This is a genomic window from Streptomyces sp. NPDC088762, assembly GCF_044750905.1.
GTDB lineage: Bacteria > Actinomycetota > Actinomycetes > Streptomycetales > Streptomycetaceae > Streptomyces.
The window spans coordinates 231,855-254,764 of the sequence record NZ_JBIVKT010000009.1 but is presented as its reverse complement, the minus strand read 5'-3'; the positions used below and the strand labels follow the sequence as shown (position 1 = coordinate 254,764).

The following is a 22,910-nucleotide window of genomic DNA, read 5'->3' as shown; positions in this document are numbered from 1 at the left end:
TCCTGCGCGGTTCCCGGTCATCCGCCGCCCACGACCCGACCTCCACGGGAAATGACCCGGGGGTGGACGCGCACTGGAATGCGCGGAACTCACGGCCTTTAGGGTGCGGGGGCGAATCAAGAACGCACGAGAACGCAGCGGAACCGCCGGGCGGCGTTGCCTCACCCGGCCGACAAGGAGGCGACATGAATTCCGCATCCGCCCGGCTCGAACTTGCCGAGCCGTATCTGCGCGAGGTCCTGGCGAGTGCCGGGCTCGACGTCGAATACGTACGTTCCGAGGGAAACACGCTCTACCGGCTGGATGCGCAGGGCGAGGAGATTCCGGTGGCGGATTTCGCCGGCGGATACGGCTCGGTGCTGCTCGGGCACAACAATCCCGAGATCGTCGCCTACGCGAAATCGCTGCTGGACGCCGGGACTCCGATCCACGCCCAGTTCTCCCGGCACCCGTACGCCAACGATGTCGCGCGCGCCCTGAACGTGATCGTCCAGCGTGAACTCGGGGACGACGAGCCGTACTTCGCGATCTTCGCCAACAGCGGGGCCGAGGCGGTCGAGGCGGCCGTCAAGCACGCCGAACTCGACCGCGGGATGCGCATCGCGGCCATCAGGGCGGAGATCGCCGGGCACGTCGACAGCGCGCGGGCGGCGGTCCGCAGCGGCGCCGCGGTCCTGCCGGGCACCGAGGACTTCGAGCAGCTGGCTGCGGAGGTGGAACGGAAGAACGAGGAACAGTTCTCGCGGCCGCCGCTCTTCCTCGCCCCCGAGGGTTCCTTCCACGGCAAGCTGGTCGGCAGCGTCCAGCTGACGCACAACGAGGGCTACCGGGCCCCCTTCAGCTCGCTCGCCGCGCAGGCCAGGTTCGTACCGTGCGATCAGCCCGGAGAGCTCAAGCGGATCGTCGACGAGGAGCGTGCGACCCTGCTCGACCTGCACGTCGCCGACGGTGCGGTACGGGTCGTGGAGCGGGCCCTGCCGGTCTTCTGCGCCTTCGTCCTGGAGCCCATCCAGGGCGAGGGCGGCATCAGGGTGCTGAGCCGCGAGTTCACCCAGGAGATCCAGGCGGTGTGCGCCGAGATCGACTGCCCGATCGTCGTGGACGAGATCCAGAGCGGGATGGGCAGGTCGGGGGCCTTCCTCGCCAGCTCGTTCACCGGCCTGCGGGGCGACTACTACACCCTGGCCAAGAGCCTCGGCGGCGGAATCGCCAAGACGGCCGTGATGCTGGTCCGCCGGGCCCGCTACCGGCGGGAGTTCGAGATCGTCCACAGTTCCACCTTCGCGAAGGACAGCTTCTCGTCCCTGATCGCCCTCAAGACCCTCGAGATGCTGGAGGCCGACGGCGGCCGGGTCTACCGGCTCGCCGGCGAGCGCGGTGAGCGGCTGGCCTCCACCCTCGAAGCCGTCCGGGCCGAATTCCCCACCGTGGTGAAGGAGGTGCGGGGCCGGGGCCTGATGCTCGGGCTGGAGTTCCGGGACCAGTCGGATGCCGAGTCGCCGGTCATCCGGGAGATCGCGCGGGGCGGCTTCTTCGGCTACGTCGTCGCGGGGTTCCTGCTGCGGGAGCACCGCGTGCGGACCTTCCCCACGGCCAGCGCCGTGACCACCCTGCGGTTCGAGCCGTCCGTCGAGGTCTCCGACGCCGAGATCGACCGGCTGGGGGCGGCTCTGCGCGAGGTGTGCACGATCCTCCGCGACCAGGACGGAGCCCGTCTCGCGCCGCCCGCGTGATCCGGGAGCGGACCAGTGAGGGGGGCCGGCGGTATCCGCCGGCCCCCCTCTCTACTGCCGGGCGCCCTTCCTCTATGGCCAGGTGCCCTTCTCCGCCGCCCCGCGTCTCACGGGGAGCCGGGGCCGATCTGCTGGAACGCCCCGTTGAAGAAGAGCAGCGCGGACGAGGCGCGTGAGGTGGCGGCACGCACCACCCGGCCGATGAAGATGGAGTGGTCGCCGCTGTCGTGGGACTCCTCCAGTTCGCACTCCAGCCAGGCGAGCGCGCCCCGCAGCAGCGGAGCCTGCGTCAGCGGCCCCGGCTCCCAGTCCAGTCCGCTGAACTGCTCGGGGCCCAGGGGCCTGTTTTTGTCGGCGAAGTAGCGGGCCAACCGCTCCTGCTCCGCGTCCAGGACGGAGATGCCGAAACGGCGCCCCGCCGTGATCGCCTGGTGCATGACCGCGCTGTGGGACACCGAACACAGCACCGTCGGCGGTTTGAGGGAGACCGAACTGAACGCGTTGGCCGTCATCCCGTGGATGTTCTCCCCACCGACGCTGATCACGATGACGCCGGTCGCGAAGCGGGACATCGCCTCGCGCAATTCGACCGAGTCCATCGGGATTCGGTTGATGGTTTCCTCAGCGGACGCAGAATTCATGCCGGACCCTTCGAGAGACTCATGTAATGAACATAGGCTTCGCAATTCCTTGGGCACTCATCACCGAGTAACCGCTCCCTGTTCCCGGCCGGGAGTACCCGGCGATGACCGGCAGATGGAAGGCGCACGGCAAGGTGGGACCGACGGCACCCTCGACACCGAAGGAATCCACGTGACGACGCCCCTCAAGGTCGACAAGATGGCGTGTATGGGCTCCGGGCTCTGCGCCGCCATGCACCCGCGTCTGTTCCGGCTGGCGAAAGACGGCCGCGGCGAGGTCCTCGTCCGCGAACTCACCGATCCCCGCGACATCGAGTCGGCCCAGGACGTCGCCGAATGCTGCCCCGGCGGGGCCGTTCTGCTCGACACCCCCTGACGGCAGCGCGCCGCCGGCCGGCATGCACGTGCCCCCGTACCGCTTCGGTACGGGGGCACGTGTCCGTGCGCGGTTACTCGGGGAGCAGGCTGCCGGCGACCGGACGGTCGACCGCCATGAGCCAGCGGCCGTCCTCCACGCGGCGCAGCACGTCGGTGCACTTGCCCTCGATGTGCAGGGGCTTGCCGTCCGCGTCCGTGCCGTCGATGCGGAACTCGACGCCGATGAGCGCCACGTCGCCGGCGACGTAGGAATGGGTCACCTTCGCCTGGAGGGCCGGCTTCAGGGCGAGGAAATCCTTGAAGAACTTCAGGCGCTCCGCGCCGGTGAGCGGCGTGCCCGAGAAGTTCGAGATCGCGTCCTGCCGGTACAGGCGGTCGAACAGCTCGCCGTCACCCGAGTTGAACACCTGGAGGAATATCTCGTTCTGCTGGTCGGTGTCGTCGGTCAGATCCGGCTTGTCGTAGTCGATGTCAACGGTGATGGCCATGGAAAATGTCCCCTCCCACTTTCTTTGTTGTCGGCACGAGATTGACGGGTGGGCCCGGTGGGGCCGGCGGAGCTACTTCTCCTCGCCGTACGGGTCGTCGATGGCGTAGAGCCAGTGGCCGTCGGCGTTCAGGCGCAGGACGTCGACGCCGACGCCCTCCAGGTGCTCCGGGTTGCCGTCGGCGTCCTTGGTGTCGATGGTCCAGTCGACGATCAGCAGCGCGGTGTCCCCCGTGACGAAGGACTGCCGCGGCACGGCCGTCATCTTCGGGCCGCGGGCGAGGAACTCCTTGACCGCGTCGATCCGGTCCTGTCCGGACAGCGGAACTCCGGGCTCCCAGACCGCGACGGCCTCTTCCGTGTACATCGCGTTGACGGCGTCCGCGTCACCCCTGTTGAACGCCTCCACATAGATCGCGGTGTGCTGTGCGACGTCGGTGGTGAGTTTCGCCATGATGAGAATTCTCCCTTTTCCCGCCTGCCGGAATGCGCACGTCATTGTGTTGCGAAGGCAACTCCCGGGAGAATATCCGGGCCACGTCCACCGCCCACCCATTACGAAGTAATGCGATATTCGGCCGCGCGGGAAACTCAGGCCGTTCCCGCGGGGGCCGGCACCTGCCCCGCCAGGCGGCCCAGCGTCTTGATGAGATCGGCGGGCCGGCATTCCGGAGGCCAGGGCGATTCCTCGTTCAGGGCGGCGAGTACGGCGCACCCCATGAGCAGGCTGAGCACCATCGCCTCCTGGTCCGGCGCCAGGCGCCGGACCACCCGCGTCGCCGGGTGCCCCACGGGCCGGCCGGCCAGGAGCGAAGCCTGCGCGAGCACTTCGCCGCCGCGGCGCAGCAGCACCGCGCGCAGCTCCTGGTCGTGCCGTTCCCTGGGAGCGAGCGCCGCTCCCAGGGCCGTCTCGTAGCCCGCCATCACCGCGGCGACGAAGGGGTCGGAAGGCTCCGGGCCGCCGCGCCGCCCTCCGGACGTCCGCACCCTGGACTCCTGGCTCGGGGACGACGCCCGGGTGCGCAGCGCCGCGGAGCGGGACAGGCCCTCGTTGAGCACGTCGACGAATCTGCGCCCGACCGCTGCGGTTTCCCAGAGGCCGGCCTCGTCTTCCGTGCCCATGTCCATGCCCATGGCCATGGTTGGTCTCTCCTCATTCCATGTGGATCAGTCGAGGTCGTCGAGCAGTGCGAAGAGTTCCTCGTCGCTGGCCGAGTCGAGATCCGCGTCGCCGCCGGGGCCCTCGGCGCCGTTCCCGTCGCGGCCCTCCGCGAGCAGCAGCAGCTCCCGCAGCCGGGCCGCGACCCGGGTCCGCGCCGCTTCGTCCGAAGTCACCGTCTGGAGCGCGGACTTCACACGGTCCAGGTCGGCCAGCACCGGATCGGCCGCGGCCGCCCCCTGCTCCTCCTCGATCCGTTCCGAGAGGTGCCGGGCGAGGGTGGCGGGGTTGGGGTAGTCGAAGACGAGGGTGGCGGGCAGGCGCAGGCCGGTGGCCCGGTTGAGCTGGTTGCGCAGTTCGACCGCGGTCAGCGAGTCGAAGCCCAGGTCCTGGAAGGACCTGTCGGCGTCCACGGCACCGTGATCGGCGTGCCCGAGCACGGCGGCGACCTGGCCCCGGACCAGCCCGGTCAGCGCCTCTTCCCGCCCGGTCCGGTCCAGCAGGGCCAACTGCTCCACCAGGCCGGCACCTCGGCCCGGCCCCTCGGGCGCCGTCTTGCGCCGCGCTGCGGCCGGTGCGAGGTCGCGCAGGACCGGCAGGACCTCCTCGCCCTGCCGGCGCAGCGCCCCGGTGTCCAGGTACGTCGCGGCCAGGACCGGCCGCCCGGTCGTGAACGCCGCGTCGAAGAGGCCCAGTGCCTCGTCGGACGGCAGCGGCCGCAGGCCGAGGCGGGCCAGGCGCCGCAGGTCCGTGTCGTTCAGCTGCCCGCTGATCGTGCTGGCCTGCGACCACAGGCCCCAGGCCAGCGAGGTCCCCGCGAGACCGAGGGCCTGCCGGTGCTGCGCCAGCGCGTCCAGGAACGTGTTGCCCGCCGCGTAGTTCGCCTGACCGGCGTTCCCGATCAGACCGGCGACCGAGGAGTACAGCACGAAGGCCGTCAGGGGCAGGTCCCGCGTCAGCTCGTGCAGGTTCCAGGCCGCGTCGATCTTCGGCCGCAGCACGGCGTCCAGCCGCTCCGCGGTCAGCTCGCCCACCACGGTGTCGTCCAGCACGCCCGCCGTGTGCACCACCGCCGAGACGGGGAACTCCGCCGGAACCCGGGCGAGCACCTTCGCGAGCGCCTCGCGGTCCGCCGCGTCGCACGCCGCGAACACCACCTCGGCGCCCAGCGCCTCCAACTCGGCGCGCAGCTCACCGGCCCCCGGAGCGCCCTCGCCCCGGCGGCTCAGCAACAGCAGGCGCCGCGCGCCGTGCTCCGCGGCCAGGTGCCGGGCCAGGACCTGCCCCAGCGTCCCGGTGGCGCCCGTGATCAGGACCGTGCCCTCGTCCCACCGCGGCAGCCCCGCGCCGTCCGCCGCGCCGCCGCGCGTCAGGCGTGGCGTGAGCACCTTCCCCGCGCGCACGGCCAGTTGGGACTCACCGCCCGCCAGTACCGCGGGCAGCTTCCCGTACCCGTCCTCGTCTACGTCGACCACGACGATGCGGCCCGGGTTCTCGGTCTGCGCCACGCGCAGCAGCCCCCACACACCCGCATGGCGCAGATCCGGCACGTCCTCCCCGGGGACGGCGCCCACCGCGCCCCGCGTCACCACCACGAGCCGCGCCTCGGACAACCGCTCGTCGGTGAGGAACGTCTGCACGCCCTCCAGTACCCGCCCCAGGGCGGCACGGGCCGCCTCGGCGACCCCGGTGCCGTCGTGGCCGTCCTCGCGGCCGCCCGGTGTCAGGGGCCACAGGACGGTGTCCGCACCGGCCTTCGCCACCTCCTCCAAGTCCGCGTACGACGCCACCGACCGCACCGGCGGCACGCCCAGCACGGCCCAGCGCGAGGTGTCCGCCGGCCCGTCCGGCCACGGCACCTCCGACCAGACCACGGGGAACAGTCCGTCGCGTCCGGCACCGGCCGCGGCCCGCACCGCGTCCTTCGACAACGGCCGCAGCACCAGGGAATCCACCGAGGCCACCGGCACACCCGCGCCGTCGGCCACCAGCAGCGAGGCCTCCAGGGTCTCCGCCCGCGGATCCGACAGGGCCAGGCGGACCCGCAGCACCGAGGCCCCCGCCGCGTGCACCCGGGCGCCCGTCCAGGAGAACGGGAGGCGCGCCACGCCGGACGCCTCGGCGACCCCCGGCAGGAGCGTGTGCAGCGCCGCGTCCAGCAGGGCCGGGTGGAGCAGGAACCGGCCCGCGTCGTCCCGCGGCCCGTCCGGCAGGGCGACCTCGGCGAAGACCTCGCCCTCGCCGGCACCGCGCCATACGCGGCGCAGTCCTCGGAAGGCGGCGCCGTACGCGTACCCCTGGTCCGCGAGCCGCTCGTAGGCGCCGTCCAGAGCGACCTCGACCGCACCGGTGGGCGGCCACACCACCAGGCCGGCGCCCGCCGCGTGCGGCTCGGCGGGGGCCAGGGTCCCGTGGGCGTTGAGCAGCCACCCCTGTTCCTCGTCCTCGCCGGCCCGCGAGTGGATCTCGATCGTCCGGGTTCCGCCGTCGTCGGCGCCGACGGCCACCTGGATCCGGACGCTGCCGCGTTCGGGCAGCACCAGCGGCGCGGCGAGCGTCAGGTCCTCGATCCGCTCGCTGCCCGCCCGCTCGCCCGCCAGGGCCGCGAGTTCGAGGAGCCCGGTGGCCGGCAGGAGGACCGTCCCGGCCACGGCGTGGTCCGCGAGCCACGGGTGCGTCCGCAGGGAAAGGCTCCCGGTGAACAGGTACTCGTCCCGGCCCGCCCGGCCCACGGAGGCACCGATGAACGGGTGCTCCACCGCGGTCAGCCCGAGGCCCTCGGCGTCGGCGTCCGCGGTACGGGGGTCGAGCCAGTAGCGCCGGTGCCGGAACGCGTAGGTGGGCAGCGGCACCGTTTCGGCACCGGGGAAGACCGCCTCCCAGTCGGGTTCGGCCCCCTGCGTCCGCAGCAGGGCGAGCGCCGCCATGACGGTCTCGTGCTCCGGCCTGCCCCGGCGGAGGGCCGGTGCCAGTGCTCCGGCTTCGCCGGTGAGCGAGTTCTGCACCAGGGCGGTCAGCACGCCGTCCGGCCCCAGCTCCACGAACCGGGTGACGCCCTGCTCCTCCAGGTGGCGCACCCCGTCGTGGAAGCGGACGGCCTGCCGGATGTGCCGGGCCCAGTAGTCGGGCGAGGTCAGCTCGTCGTCCGTCGCGAGGGTGCCCGTCACATTGGAGACGACCGGGATGCGCGGCGCACGGAAGGCGAGCTTCCCCGCCAGCTCCCGGAACGCGTCCAGTACGCCCTCCATGTGCGGGGAGTGGAAGGCGTGGCTGACCGTGAGCCTCTTGGTCCGCACCCCCCGCTCCTTCCAGAAGGCCACCAGCTCCTCGACGGCGGGCGCGTCCCCGGAGATCACCACGGCCCTGGGCCCGTTGACCCCGGCGACGGCCACGACGCCGCCGTCCTCGCCGCGGGCGTCGAGGACCTGCCGTACCTCGTCCTCGCTCGCCTCGACCGCCGCCATGGCTCCCCCGGCGGGCGCCGCCTCCATCAGCCGGCCCCGCGCCGCCACCAGCGCCGCGGCATCGGCCAGGTCCAGCACCCCGGCCGCGTGCGCCGCACTCACCTCGCCGATGGAGTGGCCCAGGAGGAAGTCGGGTGTCAGGCCGTGGTGCTCGAACCAGCGGAACAGCGCCACCTCCACCGCGAACAGCGCCGCCTGTGTGAAGACCGTGCGGTCCAGGAGCCCTGCGTCGGCCGATCCCTCCGCCGCGAAGAGCACGTCCTTGAGCGGGCGCGGCAGGGCCGTGTCGAGGTGGGTGCACACCGCGTCCAGGGCGCGGGCGAAGACCGGCGAGGACGCGTACAGTTCGCGCCCCATGCCGAGGCGCTGGCTGCCCTGCCCGGTGAAGAGGAAGGCCGTCTTGCCGGGCCGGTCGGCGCGGCCGCGTACGACGGCGGGAGCGGAGCCGCCGCGGGCCAGGACCTGCAGCCCCTCCAGGAGCGCCGTCCGGCCGGTGGCGACGACGGCCGCGCTGTGCTCCAGGAGCGCGCGCCCGGTCGCCAGCGAGTAACCGATGGCCGCGGGCGTGAGGTCCGGGTTCTCGGTGACGTACGCGTGCAGCCGCGCGGCCTGGTCCCGTACCGCGTCCTCGCTGCGGGCCGACACGATCCACGGCACCGCGCCCGCCTCGGGGGCGGTGCGCACGGGGGCCGGCGCGGCCGGCGCCTGCTCGATGACGACGTGGGCGTTGGTGCCGCTGATGCCGAAGGACGAGATGCCGGCCCGGCGCGGACGGTCCCCGGCGGGCCACTCCCGCGCCTCGGTCAGCAGCGAGATCGCGCCCGGCTCCCAGTCCACGTGGCCCGAGGGCTCGTCGGCGTGCAGCGTGCGCGGCAGCACCCCGTGCTCCATCGCCTGGACCATCTTGATGACGCCGCCCACCCCGGCCGCCGCCTGGGAGTGGCCGATGTTCGACTTCAACGAGCCCAGCCACAACGGCTGTCCGTCGCGGCGTTCCTGTCCGTACGTGTTCAGCAGCGCCTGCGCCTCGATCGGATCACCGAGGGTCGTGCCGGTGCCGTGCGCCTCCACCGCGTCCACGTCCGCCGCGCCCAGTCCCGCGTTGGCCAGGGCCTGCCGGATGACCCGCTCCTGCGAGGGGCCGTTCGGCGCCGTCAGACCGTTGCTCGCCCCGTCCTGGTTGACCGCCGTGCCCCGCACCACCGCGAGGACCCGGTGGCCGTTGCGCCGGGCGTCCGACAGACGCTCCACCAGCAGCAGTCCCACCCCCTCCGACCAGCCGGTGCCGTCCGCCGACGCGGAGAACGCCTTGCACCGGCCGTCGGCCGACAGGCCGCGCTGCCGCGAGAACTCCACGAAGGTCGTCGGCTGCGACATCACGGTCACACCGCCCACCAGCGCCAGGTCGCAGTCGCCCGAGCGCAGGGCGTTGGCCGCCAGGTGCAGGGCGACGAGCGACGAGGAGCAGGCGGTGTCGACCGTGACGGCCGGGCCCTCCAGTCCGTAGGTGTAGGCGACGCGCCCGGAGATGACGCTGGAGAGGTTGCCCGCGAGCAGGAAGCCCTCGTACTCCCCCGGGGAGGTGATCGCGCGGGCCGCGTAGTCGTCGTACATGGCGCCGACGTAGACGCCCGTGGCGGTGCCGCGCACCGACGCGGGGTCGATGCCGGCGCTCTCGAAGGCCTCCCAGGCGGTCTCCAGGAGGAGCCGCTGCTGCGGGTCGGCGGCGGTCGCCTCCCGCGGCGACATCCCGAAGAACTCCGGGTCGAAGAGGTCGGCGTCGTGCAGGAACCCGCCGTGGCGCGTGTAGCTGGTGCCCGCGCTCTCCGGGTCCGGGTCATACAGCGCCTCCAGGTCCCAGCCGCGGTTCGTGGGGAACTCGCTCACCGCGTCCACGCCGCCCGCGACGAGCCGCCACAGGTCCTCCGGCGACGACACCCCGCCCGGATAGCGGCACGCCATGCCCACGATCGCCATCGGCTCGTCCGCCCGCACCGTGCGCCGGGACGCGGCGGCCGCGGGAGCCTTCTCCGCGACGGCCCGGCTCAGCAGGTAGGCGGCGAGCGCGGAGGGCGCCGGGTGGTCGAAGACGAGGGTGGCGGGCAGCCGCAGGCCGGTGGCCCGGGTGAGCTGGTTGCGCAGCTCGACGCTGCTCATCGAGTCGAAGCCGATGTCGTTGAACGCCCGGTCGGGGGCGACGGCCGCGGCGCCGGCGTACCCGAGGACGGCGGCGGCCTTGGCGCGGACGAGGTCGAGCGCCGCCTCCTTCCGCTTGTCCTCGGGGAGGGCGGCGATCTGCCGCGCCCAGGCGGAACCCTCGCGGCCGTCCCGCCCTGCCGGTGCGGCGCGCCGGACCCGGGCCGGGACGAGGCCCTTCAGGAGGGGGTGCGGCTCCTCCGGCCCGATCCCGGCCGGCTTCAGCGGTACGGGGACGAGCAGCGCGGCGTCCGTGCCGAGCGCCCGGTCGAAGAGGGCGAGGCCCTGCTCGGCGGCGAGCGGCGGCATCCCGGCCCGCTCCCAGCGGGCCGTCTCGGCGGCGGTGAGCGTGCCGCCCATGCCGCCCGGCACGTCCCACAGCCCCCAGGCGAGCGAGGTCGCGGGGAGGCCCTGGGCGCGGCGGTGCTGGGCCAGGGCGTCCAGATAGGTGTTGGCGGCCGCGTAGTTCGCCTGGCCCGCGGTGCCCATGAGGCCGGAGACCGAGGAGAACAGGACGAAGGCCCGCAGGTCGAGCCCACCGGTCAGCTCGTGCAGGTGCCGGGCCGCGTCCGCCTTCGGACGCAGAACGGTGTGCAGCCGCTCGGGGGTCAGCGACAGGACGGTCGCGTCGTCCAGGACACCGGCGGTGTGGACGACCGCGGTCAGCGGGTGGGCGTCGGAGACGGAGCCGAGGACCGCGGCGACGGCTTCCCGGTCGGAGACGTCGACGGCCTCGATGCGCACCTCGGCGCCCGACCGGGTCAGTTCGGCCGCCAGTTCGCGCGCACCGGGGGCGTCGGCGCCCCTGCGGCTGGTCAGCAGCAGGTGCCTGACGCCGTACGCGTCCACCAGGTGGCGGGCGAAGAGCGCGCCGAGTCCGCCGGTGCCTCCGGTGACGAGGACGGTCCCGTCGGGGTCGAGCCCGACTGGGGCGCCGTCCGGGCGGCCGGTGTCCGCTGCGGTGAGCAGGGGCACCCGCAGCTCTCCGGCGCGCACCGCCAGCTGGGACTCCCGGGTGGCGAGCGCCGCGGACAGCAGGTCGTCGGCGGCCTGCGGATCGGCCGCGGCGTCGGCGTCGAGGTCGATGAGGACCAGGCGGTCCGGGTGCTCGGACTGCACCGAGCGGACCAGTCCCCACACCGGGGCGGTGTCGAGGTCGGTGACGTCCTCTCCGGGCAGGGCGGCGACCGCGCCCGAGGTCACGACGGCCATCCGGGAGTCGGCGAACCGCCCGTCGGAGAGGAACTCCTGGACCAGGCGCAGCACGCGCAGGGTCGCCGCGTGCCGCCCGTCGGCCGACGGGGCGGTGTGCGGGCCGTACTGGCGGACGGTGATCACATCGGCCGCGTCCAGCCCGCCCAGGCCGTCCCCGGCCTCGGCCAGGGTGGGGGCGGAGTCCGGCCGCGGGGCGGTGACGACCCGCCACTGGAGCGCGTACAGCGCCTCGGGCGCACCGCCGCTGCCCGCCGTTGCCAGCTTCTCCTTGGCCACGGGGCGCAGGGTCAGCGACTCCACGTCGGCGACGGGGGCACCGGTCCCGTCGGTCAGCGCGATGCCGACGGTGTCCGTGCCCTTCGGGCTGATCCGGACCCGGAGCTCGGTGGCGCCGGAGGCGTGCAGGGTGACGCCGGACCACGCGAAGGGCAGCCGGATGCCGTCGTGTTCGCCCGGTGCGGCCGCGGCGAGGACCAGCGGGTGCAGGACCGCGTCGAGCAGGGCGGGATGCAGGCCGAAGCGGGCGCCGTCCTCGCCCGCGGCCGCGGGCAGCCGCACCTCGGCGCACAGGTCGTCGCCGTCGCGCCAGGCCTGCGCGAGTCCCCGGAAGGCGGGGCCGTAGTCGTAGCCCAGGGCGGACAGGCGGTCGTACGCGTCCTCGACCGGCTCGGGCCCGGCGTCCGCGGGCGGCCACTCGGCCGGCGGTCCGGCGTCCGGCACGGCGGGTGCCGGCGCGCCGAGGGTGCCCGCGGCGTGCCGGGTCCACCGGCGCGCCCGGTCGTCGGCCAGGTCCGGGCCGGCGTGGATGGTGAAGGGCCTGGCGCCGGCGCCGTCGGGCGCGCCGACGGCCACCTGGAGGCGCACGGCCCCGTCCGCCGGGAGGGTGAGCGGCGCTTCGAGCGTGAGGTCGTCGAGGTACGGGACACCGAGGTGGCTGCCCGCGGCGAGGGCCAGTTCGAGGAAGGCGGTGGCGGGCAGCAGCACGGCGCCCGCGATGGTGTGGTCGGCCAGCCACGGGTGGCTGCGCAGCGAGATGCGGCTGGTGAGGACGGTGTCCTCGCGTTCCGCGAGCTCGACCGCGGTGGCCAGCAGCGGATGGTCGGCGGATTCGAGCCCCAGGCTCCGTACGTCCGTCGCCGGCTGCGGGGCCAGCCAGTAGTGCTCCCGCTGGAAGGCGTACGTGGGCAGGGCGACGGGTGTGGCGCCGGGGAAGAAGCTCGCCCCGTCCAGGGGCGCGCCCGCCGTGTGGGCGCGGGCGATGCCCCGGGCGAAGGTGTCGGGCTCGGGGCGGCCCGCACGCATCAGCGCCACGGCCGTGACGTCCTCCGCGGCGCTCTGGGCGAGGGCGGTGAGAACGGCGTCGGGACCGACCTCGACGAAGACGGTGGCGCCTCGACGCTCCAGCTCCCGTACGGCGTCCAGGAACCGGACGGTGGCGCGGATCTGTCCGCTCCAGTAGTCGGGGGAGGTCAGCTCGCCGGCGGTGGCGAGCTCGCCGGTCACCGTCGAGACGAGGGGGATGGCCGGCGGGTTGAACGTCAGGGAGGCGGCGACCTCGCGGAACTCGTCGAGGACGGCGTCCATGTGGGGCGAGTGGAAGGCGTGGCTCACCTTGAGCCTGCTGGTCTTGCGGCCCCGGGCGCGCCAGCCGGCGGCGATCTCCTCCGCCGCGGACTCGTCGCCCGATACGACCACCGCGCGCGGGCCGTTGACCGCGGCGATGCCCACGGCGTCCTCGTGGCCCGCCAGCGAGCGGCGGACCTCGTCCTCCTCCGCCTGTACGGCGATCATGGCGCCGCCGGGGCGGGCGGCCTGCATCAGCCGGGCGCGGGCGGCCACCAGCGTCGCCGCGTCCTCGAGGGAGAGCACGCCCGCCACGTGCGCGGCGGAGAGCTCGCCGATCGAGTGCCCGGCGAGCAGGTCGGGGGTCGTGCCGTGGTGGGCGAGCAGCCGGAACAGCGCGACCTCGACGGCGAAGAGGGCCGGCTGGGCGTACCGGGTCAGGTGGAGCAGCTCCGCGTCGGGGCCGTCCGGTTCGGCGAACACCACCTCGCGCAGCGGGCGCTCGAGCTTGCCGTCGAACGCGGTGAAGACGGCGTCGAGCGCGGAGGCGAACACGGGCGACGAGGCGTACAGCTCGCGGCCCATGCCCAGGCGCTGTGCGCCCTGGCCGGTGAAGAGGAAGGCGGTGCGGCCCGCGGCGACGGCGCCGCCGGCGACCACGTCCGGGATCCCGTCATACGGGGCACCGCCGGCCAGCGCCGCCAGTGCGTCGAGGCGGTCCGCCATGCTGCTGCCGAAGACCGCGGCCCGCTCCTCGAAGGCGGTGCGGTGGGTGGCGAGCGCGATCCCGACGGAGGCCACGTGGGCGGACCCGACGGTTCCGGCTCCGGCATCCGCTCCGGCTCCGGATTCGGCCTCGGCTCCGGCTCCGGCATCCGCTCCGGCCTCGATCAGGTGGGCGCGCAGCCGGGCCGCCTGCGCGCGCAGTGCCTTCTCGTCCCGGGCCGACAGCAGCCAGGGCGCGGGCACACCGGCCCGGGACTCCGGTGCCCCGGCCGCGGGCTCGCCGGCGGCCTCGGCCCCGGCCGTGGCGGGGTCGTACTCGAGGACCACGTGGGCGTTGGTGCCGCTGATGCCGAAGGAGGAGACCGCGGAGCGCCGCAGCCCCGTGTCCGCGGGCCAGTCCCGGGACTCGGTGAGCAGCTCCACGGCGCCCGCGGACCAGTCCACGTGCGGCGACGGCGCGTCGACGTGCAGGGTCCTGGGCAGGACCCCGTGGCGCATGGCCTGCACCATCTTGATGACGCCGCCCACGCCCGCGGCGGCCTGCGCGTGCCCGATGTTGGACTTGAGCGAGCCCAGGTACACCGGGTTCGCGCCCTCGCGGCCGCTGCCGTAGGTGGCGATGATGGCCTCGGCCTCGATGGGGTCGCCGAGCCTGGTGCCGGTGCCGTGCGCCTCCACCGCGTGGACGTCCGCCGCGGTCAGCCGGGAGTCGGCGAGTGCCTCGCGGATGACGCGCTGCTGGGCGAGCCCGCTGGGGGCGGTGAGGCCGTTGCTCGCGCCGTCCTGGTTGATCGCGGAGCCGCGGATGACGGCGAGGACCCGGTGTCCGTTGCGACGGGCGTCCGAGAGCCGCTCCACGAGCAGCATGCCGACGCCCTCGCCCCAGCCGGTGCCGTCGGCGGCGGCCGCGAAGGACTTGCAGCGTCCGTCCTGGGAGAGCCCGCGCTGCCGGGAGAACTCGACGAACATCCCGGGCGAGGACATCACGGCCGCGCCGCCCGCGAGGGCCAGGTTCGTCTCGCCCGACCGCAGGGAGCGGATCGCCAGGTGCAGGGCGACGAGCGAGGAGGAGCAGGCGGTGTCGGCCGTCACGGCGGGCCCGATGAGGCCGAGCTGGTAGGCGATGCGGCCCGACATCACGCTGGCGGTGGAGCCGGTGAGCACGTTGCCCTGCACGCTCTGCGGCGCGTCCTGCATCCGGGGTCCGTACTCGAGGGCGGTCGCCCCCACGAAGACTCCGGTGCGGCTGCCCCGCAGCGTCTCGGGAAGCACGTCGGCACGCTCGACGGCCTCCCAGGCCGTTTCGAGGAGCAGCCGCTGCTGGGGGTCCATGGCGAGGGCTTCACGGGGCGAGATCCCGAAGAAGGCGGCGTCGAACTCACCGGCCTCGTGGAGGAATCCGCCGTACCGCACCGAGCTCGTGCCCGGCCGGTCCGGGTCGGGGTCGTACAGGTCCTCGCCCCAGCCGCGGTTCTCCGGGAAGGCGGAGACCGCGTCGGTCCCCTCGGCCACCAGGCGCCACAGGTCCTCCGGGGAGGCGACGCCTCCCGGGTAGCGGCAGGCCATGCCGATGATGGCGATCGGCTCGCCGTCCTGGGCCGTGGTGGTCCGGGCTTCGGGCCCCGCGCCGTCGCCCCCGAGCAGCGCGGCCCCGACGTACTCGGTGAGGGCCCGCGGGGTCGGATGGTCGAAGAGCAGCCCGATCGACAGGCTCAGCCCGGTCGCCCGGGCGAGGGCGGCACGGAGTTCGGTGGTCATCAGGGAGCTGAAGCCCAGCTCCTGGAACGTCGTGTCCGGGTCTGCGCGCTCACCGTTCCGGTACTCGAGGACGGCGGCGATGTGCTCGTCGACCAGCTCGGCCACGGCGTGCTTGCGGGCGGAGTCGGACAGGCCCGCGAGGCGCGCGCCCAGTGCACCGTGCGGTGGCGCGGAGGACGCATCGTCCGTGCTGTACGCCGCTTCGGCGGCGACCGCCTCCTGGTCTTCCGGCCGCACCGCGGCCGGGCCCGCCGCCCGGCCCGCCGCCGTACGCTCCGGGCCTTCGAGCCAGTGGTGGCGGCGCTGGAAGGCGTAGGTGGGCAGGTCGACGCGCCGGGCGCCGAGGCCGGCGTAGAGCGCGGCCCAGTCCACGTCGGCGCCCCGGGTGTACGCCGTCGCCACGGCCGTGAGCAGCGACTGCGCCTCGGGGCGCTCGCGCCGCAGCGCGGGTACGGCCGTCACCGCGGCGGGATCCGCCAGCGTGTCCGCGGCCAGTGCGGACAGCACGCCGTCGGGGCCGACTTCGAGGAGGGTGGTGACGCCCTGTGCCTCCAGGTACCGGACGGTGTCGGTGAAGCGGACCGCCTCGCGGATGTGGCGCGCCCAGTAGTCGGGGGAGGTCAGCTGCTCGTCGGTGGCCAGGGTGCCCGTCACGTCGGAGACGACCGGGATGCTCGCCGGGTGGTAGGTGAGCCGGGCCGCCACCTGCCGGAACTCGTCGAGCACTTCGTCCATGTGCGGCGAGTGGAAGGCGTGGCTGACCGTGAGCCGCTTGGTCTTGCGGCCGCGCTGCCGCAGCTGCTCCGCCACCTCCTCCGCGGCGTCCGCGTCGCCGGAGATCACCGTGGAGTACGGGGAGTTCAGGGCGGCGACGGTCACCTGCCGCTCCCGCCCGGCGAGCAGGGCGGCGACCTCCTCCTCCCTCGCCTGCACGGCGATCATGGCGCCGTCGGACCGCGCCGCCTGCATGAGGCGGCCCCGGGCCGCCACCAGGGACGCCGCGTCCGGCAGGTCGAGTACCCCGGCCACGTGCGCGGCGGCCAGCTCGCCGATGGAGTGGCCGGCCACGATGTCGGGACGGAGCCCGAGGGATTCGAGCAGCCGGTAGAGGGCCACTTCCACGGCGAACAGCGCCGGCTGGGTGCGCACGGTGTCGTCGAGGCCGTGGCCGGTGGCGATGGTCTGGGCGAGCGGCCGGTCGAGGTGCGGGTCGAGGGCGGCGGCCACCGCGTCGAAGGCGGCCGCGTAGACGGGGAACGCCTCGTACAGCTCCTGCCCCATGCCGAGGCGTTGGGCGCCCTGCCCGGTGAACAGGAAGGCGGTGGGGCCGGGTTTGGCCGGCGCGCCCGTCACCACGCCGGAAGCGGCGCGGCCCGAGGCGAGGGCGTCGACCCCGTCGAGCAGCCCCGCTGCGTCGGGGGCCAGGACGACGGCCCGGTGCCGGAAGGAGGTCCGGTGCGCGGCCAGGGACCAGCCGACGTCCACCGCCGACGGCGGGGCGCCTCCGGCGAGGTGGGCGTGCAGGCGCGCGGCCTGCCCCCGCAACGCCGCCTCGCCCGCGCCGGAGAGCACCCACGGGAGCACCGCGGGGGCGAGGGACGTCTCCTCGGCTGCGGTGGCCTGCGCAGTCGCGGGCGCCTCGGCGAGCACGACGTGGCAGTTGGTGCCGCCCATGCCGAAGGAGCTCACGCCCGCGATCAGCGGGCGGTCCGGGCGGGGCCACCCGGTCAGTTCGCGCTGTACGGCGAGCCCGAGCTCGGCCAGCGGGATGGCCGGGTTCGGCGTCTCGAAGTTGAGCGTGGCGGGCAACTGCCGGTGGTGGATGCCGAGGAGGGTCTTGATGAGGCCGGCGATGCCCGCCGCGCCCTCCAGGTGGCCGATGTTGGTCTTGACCGACCCGACGCGCAGCGGCTCCCCCTCGGGGCGTCCGGCGCCGAGCGCGGCCCCGAGGGCGGCGGCCTCGATCGGGTCGCCCACGGGGGTCCCCGTGCCGTGCAGTTCCACGTACTGCACGGCGCCGGCGTCGATGCCCGCACGCTCGTAGGCGGTCCGCAGGACCTGCTCCTGCGCCTGGGCGCTGGGCACGGTGAGCCCGTCCGTGGCGCCGTCGTTGTTCACCGCGCTGCCGCGGATGACGCCGTAGATCCGGTCGCCGTCGGCGACGGCCCGCCGCAACGGCTTGAGGATGACGACACCGCTTCCCTCGCCGGGTACGAAGCCGTTGGCGCGGGCGTCGAAGGTGTACGTGACCCCGTCGGGGGACAGCGCGCCGAACCGCTCCTCGGTCACGGTGTTCTCGGCGAGGAGGTTGAGGTTGACCCCGGCGGCGATCGCGGCGGTGGACTCCCCGTTGCGCAGACTCTCGCAGGCCAGGTGCACGGCGACGAGGGAGGACGACTGGGCCGCGTCCACGGTCATGCTGGGACCGCGCAGGCCCAGGTGGTACGAGACGCGGTTGGCGATGACGCCCCGGTTCACGCCGGTCATCGTGTGCTGGGTGACGGCTTCGGCGCCCCGCTGGTAGAGCAGGTTGGTGTAGTCGTCCCGCAGCGTGCCCACGAACACGGCGGTGGGGGTGGACCGCAGGGACGCCGGGACGATCCCCGCGTCTTCGAGCGCCTCCCAGGCGAGTTCGAGCACCAGACGCTGCTGGGGGTCCATGGTGGCCGCCTCGCGGGGCGAGACCGCGAAGAAGGCGGCATCGAACTGGCCGACGGCGTCGAGGAATCCGCCGCGCGTGAGGGCAGCCTGTGCGTCGGCACCCCACCGGTCCTCCGGCACGTCGGTGATGGCACTCGTGCCGCCGCTGAGCAGCTCCCAGAAGGCCGCGGGGCTCTCCGCTCCGGGAAGCCGGCAGGCCATTCCGACGACAGCGATCGGCTCATAGTGTTCGGTACGGCTGTCGACCGCCGGAGCATGCTCACTCATCATGAATTTCCGCTGCCCTTTCGTAACCGGGTTCCCCATGGCACAGGCCCCATACGCTCATTCGAGGGGAATGTGACGCAATCCCAGAAATCCGACCCTACGGGCACCCGGGAACCCATTCCCCAATGCCCGGCCACGGGTCGGTAACTGGAAAATGCGCGGGCGCACACCGCCCCGTACGAGCCCACTGCCCGGTCCGCGGCAGGGCGGACCGGGCAGGGTGGGCACACAGGGCAGGGCGCGGCGGGGGGGGCCCGCTTCTTCCGCGCGGCACGAAAAGAGCGGGCGTTGATTCCACACGCGGAATTCCGGTGTGCGTCACGGAGGTGCCGTACACCTCCCGCACACCGGCGACCCACCGGAGATGGAGGGGCGATTACCCGCAGATGAGCGCCCCGGAATTTCCGCCCCACCGGTCATCCGGTGAAGCTTTCCGTGTCCTCGCTGCGCGCGGCCGAGAGCAGGAGTTCCACGAGCTGCTCATTGCTGACCCGCTCCGGCCGGCCCAGGGTCACCGTGGTCGCGTGGCTCTTGCCCCCGGACCAGCTCGGACGGCGCAGCAGCAGCTCGGGGCCGGCTCCGGCGACCACCAGCAGCGGCCCGGAACCGGCCGTCTCCGCGAGTTCCTCGACCGCGTCGAGCACCACGTCGTCGGCGCGGTGCAGATCGTCGATGCACAGCACGAGGGGCTCCTGCCGCGCCGCCTCCTGGAGGAACTGGCCCCAGGCGTCGAGCACTTCGGTCGGGCACAGCTCCCCGTAACGGATGTCGAGGTCGGCGTCGCCCGAGGCCACCAGCGGGCGGAGCCGGGAGATCAACAGCTCCGAGGTCCGTTCCGAGTGGAACAGCGACCGCACGGCGCGGGCGAGCGCGGCGTGCGCCGTCCCCTGGTCGTCACCGGGCGCGATGCCGCAGTAGGCGTCCAGGATCTGGGCCGGGGCCCGCAGCAGACAGGCGTCCTCCCCGGGCGCGGGGACGCGAGCGGTGAGGACCCGGGATCCGCCGGCCCGCACCGTGACCCAGCGCTCGAAGTCCCGCAGCAGCCTGCTCTTGCCCGTGCCGGCCTCACCGAGGACCGTCACCAGGTGGGGCACGCCCCGGTGCTGGCCGCGCTTCACCAGCCCCCGCAGGATTTCGAGTTCGTACGCCTCGCTGCCGTCGGCCTCGGCGTGCTCCTCGTCCCGCCCGCCCAGCGCCTGCCAGCCCGCCGACGCGGGGTCGGAGAGCCAGTAGAGAACGGCGTCCTCGCTCGCCCTGCGGACGGCGTCACTGACCCGGACCGCGCCCGCGGGCACTTCGGACAGCAGCGCCTGGGATTCGTCGAGCACGGTGCCGACCACGGTCGGGGCATCCTCCGGGCTCCTGCGGCGCAGCAGCACCTCCCCGTTGGTGACCGAGCAGTGGACGGTCAGCTGCGCCGCCTCGGGCCCGGACCCGGCGGAGACGTCGAGGACGTCGCGGATCGCGAGCGCCGCGAGAACGGCCTGTCGCGCGTCGTCGTCGCCCGGCTTGTCGAGCCCGAACAGGGCGAGGGAGACGGAGCCGATGGTGGCCATCACGGTCCCGCCGAACCGCTCGACCTGCTCCCTGACCAGCTGCCCCGCACCCTCCAGCAGGGCGTCGAGGTCATGGACCGCGCCGCCGGCGAGCGAGGGGGCGAGCCGGGTGCGCACGGAGACCACGCTGACCCGGCGGCGTTCGGAGCCGGTGCGCTGCTCGGGCACGGTGATGCCGCCCCCCGGCGCCGTGACCAGCAGGCCCGGGGAGCGCCTCTCCTGCGGGCCGGCCGGGGTCACGGCCGCGACGGCGAGTGGGCCGCGCGGACCCGGCTCGGCCAGGGTGAGGGCGGGGTCCTGGACGAGGATCGCCTGTTGCAACTGCTGCAGGGCGTGGCCGGGTTCCAGACCCAGGCTCTCGACCAGGACGGACCTGACCCTGCTGTACGCGTTGAGCGCGTCCGCCTGGCGCCCGCACCGGTAGAGGGCGAGCATCAGCTGACCGCAGGACCGCTCCCGGAGCGGCTCGGCCTGCACCATCGTCTCCAGTTCCACGAGAACCGAGTGGTGGCGGCCGCAGGCCAGCTGCGCGTCGAAGTAGTCCTCCATCACTTCGAGCCTGGTGTTCTCGACCGCGGCCAGTTCGGGCCACTGGATCCCCGCCTCCACCAGGTCGGCGAGGGCGGGCCCGCGCCACAGGGCGAGCGCGTCGCTGAGCAGCGACGAAGCGGACTCGGCGGCTCCGGCGGCGAGTTGCTCGCGCCCCTGGCCCACCCACTTCTGGAACAGGTACAGGTCGACCTGGTCGGGGTCCACCCGCATCATGTAGCCCGGTGGCTGGGTCAGTAGTGCCGCGGCCCCTGGATCGCGCTCCGTCTGCCCTAAGAACAGGGCTCCGCGCAGGCCGTAGACCGCGTTCTGCAGAATCTTGCGCGCCGTGGTGGGGGCGTCGTCGACCCCCCACAGCGCGTTCATCAGCTGGCTCGTGGCCACCACCTTGTTCGCCTGAAGCAGCAGGAAGCCGAGTGTGGCCCGCTGCTTCGTCCCCCCCAGTCCGATCGTTCTTCCGTTGTCGACGACTTCCATCGGACCCAGCATGCGGAACTGCATCAAATCCCCCAACTCGATACACGAGCAATGAACGGACTCCCCAGCACGGCCTGCGATGCGCGCCGGCGCCGCGCCTGCCATATCGGCCAAGATCCGGTCACCATGGTGCACGTCGGCGGTCCAAGCACAAACAAACCCCAGGTACGAAAGGTGCGGGCACCTGCGACGTTGCTCGGATCGGGCGTTTTTTCCGCCCCCACCGCGACCGCTCCGGCGATGACCGACCAGCCAATGACGGCCGGTCATATCGGGGTCGTGGCGGCGGGGCTCCCAGGCCCTGTAGGGGGACGGGCCGGGGGAAGGCCCGTCCGGCCGCCCTCAGGTCCGTACGGGAACCTGCACTCCCAGGGCCTCGGAGACGGTCCTCGCCACGTCCTCGATGTGCGAGTCGAGGTAGAAGTGCCCGCCGGCGAAGACCTTCTTGCGGACGGGGGCGGTGGTGAAGTCCCGCCAGGCGTCGGCCTCGGCCACGCTGACCACCGGATCGCTGTCCCCGATCAGCACGGTGAACGGGATGCCGAGCGGCTCGCCCGGCTCCCACGCGTACGCTCCGGTCGCCCGGTAGTCGGCGCGCAGCGCGGGCATGACCATGGCCCGCAGCTCGGGGTCCTCGACCGCCTTGGGCGCGGTTCCGCCGAGGCTGCGTATGGTGGCGATGATGTCGGCGTCGGTCCGCAGCCGGTCCCGCGGGCCGGGTGCCGCGGCGGGGGCACCCCTGCCGGAGAGGAAGAGCCGTACGGGCGCCGCCACTCGGCGCCGCACGATGCGGCGGGCGGTCTCGTAGGCGAGCACCGCTCCCATGCTGTGCCCGAAGAAGGCGTACGGTTCCTCCCCGCTCTCCCCGAGCACCGCGTCGGCGAGGGCGTCGGCCAGCCGCCCGATGTCCGCCACGGGCTCCTCGCGCAGGCGGTCCTGCCGGCCCGGATACTGGGCGGCGAGTACGTCGACGCTCTCCGCCAGCTCCCTGGACAGGGGTATGAAGGAGCTGGCCGCGCCGCCCGCGTGCGGGAAGCAGAACAGCCGCACCCCGCCCCGCCCTGCCCTGTGCTCCTCCCCCACCGGGGCGAACCTGCGGAACCACTCACTGCCCATGCCACTCCCCGATCAACGTCACACCGTGCGGCCGGCCCGGGCCGCCGCCTCCATCCTGCGGGCCGCCCGGCAACACCCGCCCCACCCTCCGGGCACCCCCGCCCCCACTCGCCCACCACTCGCCCACCACCCGTCCACCACTCGCCCACCATCGGGCGACCACGGGCGCGGGCTGTTCACGGGGCGCAGGCGGGGAACTGCCGGGGGGTGGCGGCGGGGGGCTGCACGAGTTTCAGAGGCTCGTCACACCTGGCGGGGCTGAGGATCTCGGACTGCAGGCGCTGGAGGTCCTCCGAGGGTTCGAGGCCCAGTTCCCGCTTGAGGATCTGATAGAGCGTGCGATAGGCCTGCAGGGCCTCACCTCGGCGTCCCGCGTGATACAACGCCATGATGAGGTGGCCGTGGAACCGCTCGTGGAGGGGGAACTCTTCGACCAGACTCCGCAGGTCGGGCAGCATCTCGCGCAGCCTGCCGAGCCAGCTCTCGATCTCGATGCGCAGCTCGAGGGCGTTGATCCGCAGCTCCTCCAGCCGCGAGATCCGGCCGGCGAGCACCGTCCCGACCGGCACACCGCTCAGCACGGGCCCCCGCCACAGGGCCAGCGCACGGCTCACCTGGCGGCCCGCGCTCTCCAGCTGCCCGGCCTCGACCTCGCGTCGGGCCTGGCGGACCATCGACTCGAACCTGCTCACATCGATCTCGTCGTCTTCCACCCGGAACTCGTAGCCGGGCGCCTTGGTCACCAGCAGTTCCCGGCCCGCAGCGCTGACCTTCTGCTCCTCGAGCAGCCTGCGCGCGTGGTAGACGTGCGTCTGCAGCGTTTTGCGGGCGCTGCGCGGAGGGGGCCCCTCCCCCCACAGCTCCTGGATCAGCAGATCGGCGGGCACCAGCGCACGGGGTTGTAACGCGAGCACCGCGAGCATTTGGCAGATTTTCGGGGCGTTCGGCATGTGCGCTCTGCCGT

General features: G+C 73.6%; 10 protein-coding genes. 2 read left to right on the top strand and 8 right to left on the bottom strand.

What is annotated here, in order from left to right; all coding sequences use genetic code 11:
• Nucleotides 1–185: 185 nt before the first annotated feature.
• The gene (locus tag ACIP5M_RS21820) at nt 186–1,733 is read left to right on the top strand and encodes an aspartate aminotransferase family protein (RefSeq protein ID WP_401199419.1); all 1,548 of its coding nucleotides are present in this window, start codon (nt 186–188) and stop codon (nt 1,731–1,733) included.
• A 107-nt stretch (nt 1,734–1,840) separates the two neighbouring features.
• Here ACIP5M_RS21820 and ACIP5M_RS21815 read toward each other — a convergent pair whose 3' ends face one another.
• Nucleotides 1,841–2,374 (bottom strand): flavin reductase family protein, encoded by a 534-nt coding sequence (locus ACIP5M_RS21815; protein ID WP_401199417.1) that lies wholly within the window; start codon nt 2,372–2,374, stop codon nt 1,841–1,843.
• Nucleotides 2,375–2,546: 172 nt separating this feature from the next.
• Between ACIP5M_RS21815 and ACIP5M_RS21810 the strand changes: the two genes are divergently transcribed.
• The gene (locus ACIP5M_RS21810) at nt 2,547–2,750 is read left to right on the top strand and encodes a ferredoxin (RefSeq protein WP_401199415.1); all 204 of its coding nucleotides are present in this window, start codon (nt 2,547–2,549) and stop codon (nt 2,748–2,750) included.
• A gap of 73 nt (nt 2,751–2,823) precedes the next feature.
• On the opposite strand, the gene ACIP5M_RS21805 is transcribed toward ACIP5M_RS21810, so the two are convergent.
• The 7 genes from ACIP5M_RS21805 to ACIP5M_RS21775 all read right to left on the bottom strand — a co-directional run bounded on the left by ACIP5M_RS21805 (nt 2,824) and on the right by ACIP5M_RS21775 (nt 22,869).
• The gene (locus ACIP5M_RS21805) at nt 2,824–3,240 is read right to left on the bottom strand and encodes a YybH family protein (protein WP_401199413.1); all 417 of its coding nucleotides are present in this window, start codon (nt 3,238–3,240) and stop codon (nt 2,824–2,826) included.
• A 72-nt stretch (nt 3,241–3,312) separates the two neighbouring features.
• The gene (locus tag ACIP5M_RS21800) at nt 3,313–3,693 is read right to left on the bottom strand and encodes a YybH family protein (RefSeq protein ID WP_401199411.1); all 381 of its coding nucleotides are present in this window, start codon (nt 3,691–3,693) and stop codon (nt 3,313–3,315) included.
• A 137-nt stretch (nt 3,694–3,830) separates the two neighbouring features.
• A complete protein-coding gene (locus ACIP5M_RS21795; protein WP_401199409.1) occupies nt 3,831–4,379 on the bottom strand; it encodes a hypothetical protein in 549 nt (182 codons plus the stop codon).
• A gap of 27 nt (nt 4,380–4,406) precedes the next feature.
• Entirely contained in the window at nt 4,407–18,251 is a 13,845-nt protein-coding gene (locus tag ACIP5M_RS21790) for a type I polyketide synthase (protein ID WP_401199407.1), read from the bottom strand.
• A gap of 413 nt (nt 18,252–18,664) precedes the next feature.
• On the bottom strand, nt 18,665–20,830 hold the full coding sequence (locus ACIP5M_RS21785; RefSeq protein ID WP_401199405.1) for a BTAD domain-containing putative transcriptional regulator: 2,166 nt from the start codon (nt 20,828–20,830) through the stop codon (nt 18,665–18,667).
• A 342-nt stretch (nt 20,831–21,172) separates the two neighbouring features.
• Entirely contained in the window at nt 21,173–21,946 is a 774-nt protein-coding gene (locus ACIP5M_RS21780) for a thioesterase II family protein (RefSeq protein ID WP_401199404.1), read from the bottom strand.
• Between the two features lie 176 nt (nt 21,947–22,122).
• Nucleotides 22,123–22,869: a BTAD domain-containing putative transcriptional regulator gene (locus tag ACIP5M_RS21775; RefSeq protein ID WP_401199402.1), complete on the bottom strand. Its 747-nt coding sequence runs from the start codon at nt 22,867–22,869 to the stop codon at nt 22,123–22,125.
• Between the last annotated feature and the right edge of the window lie 41 nt (nt 22,870–22,910).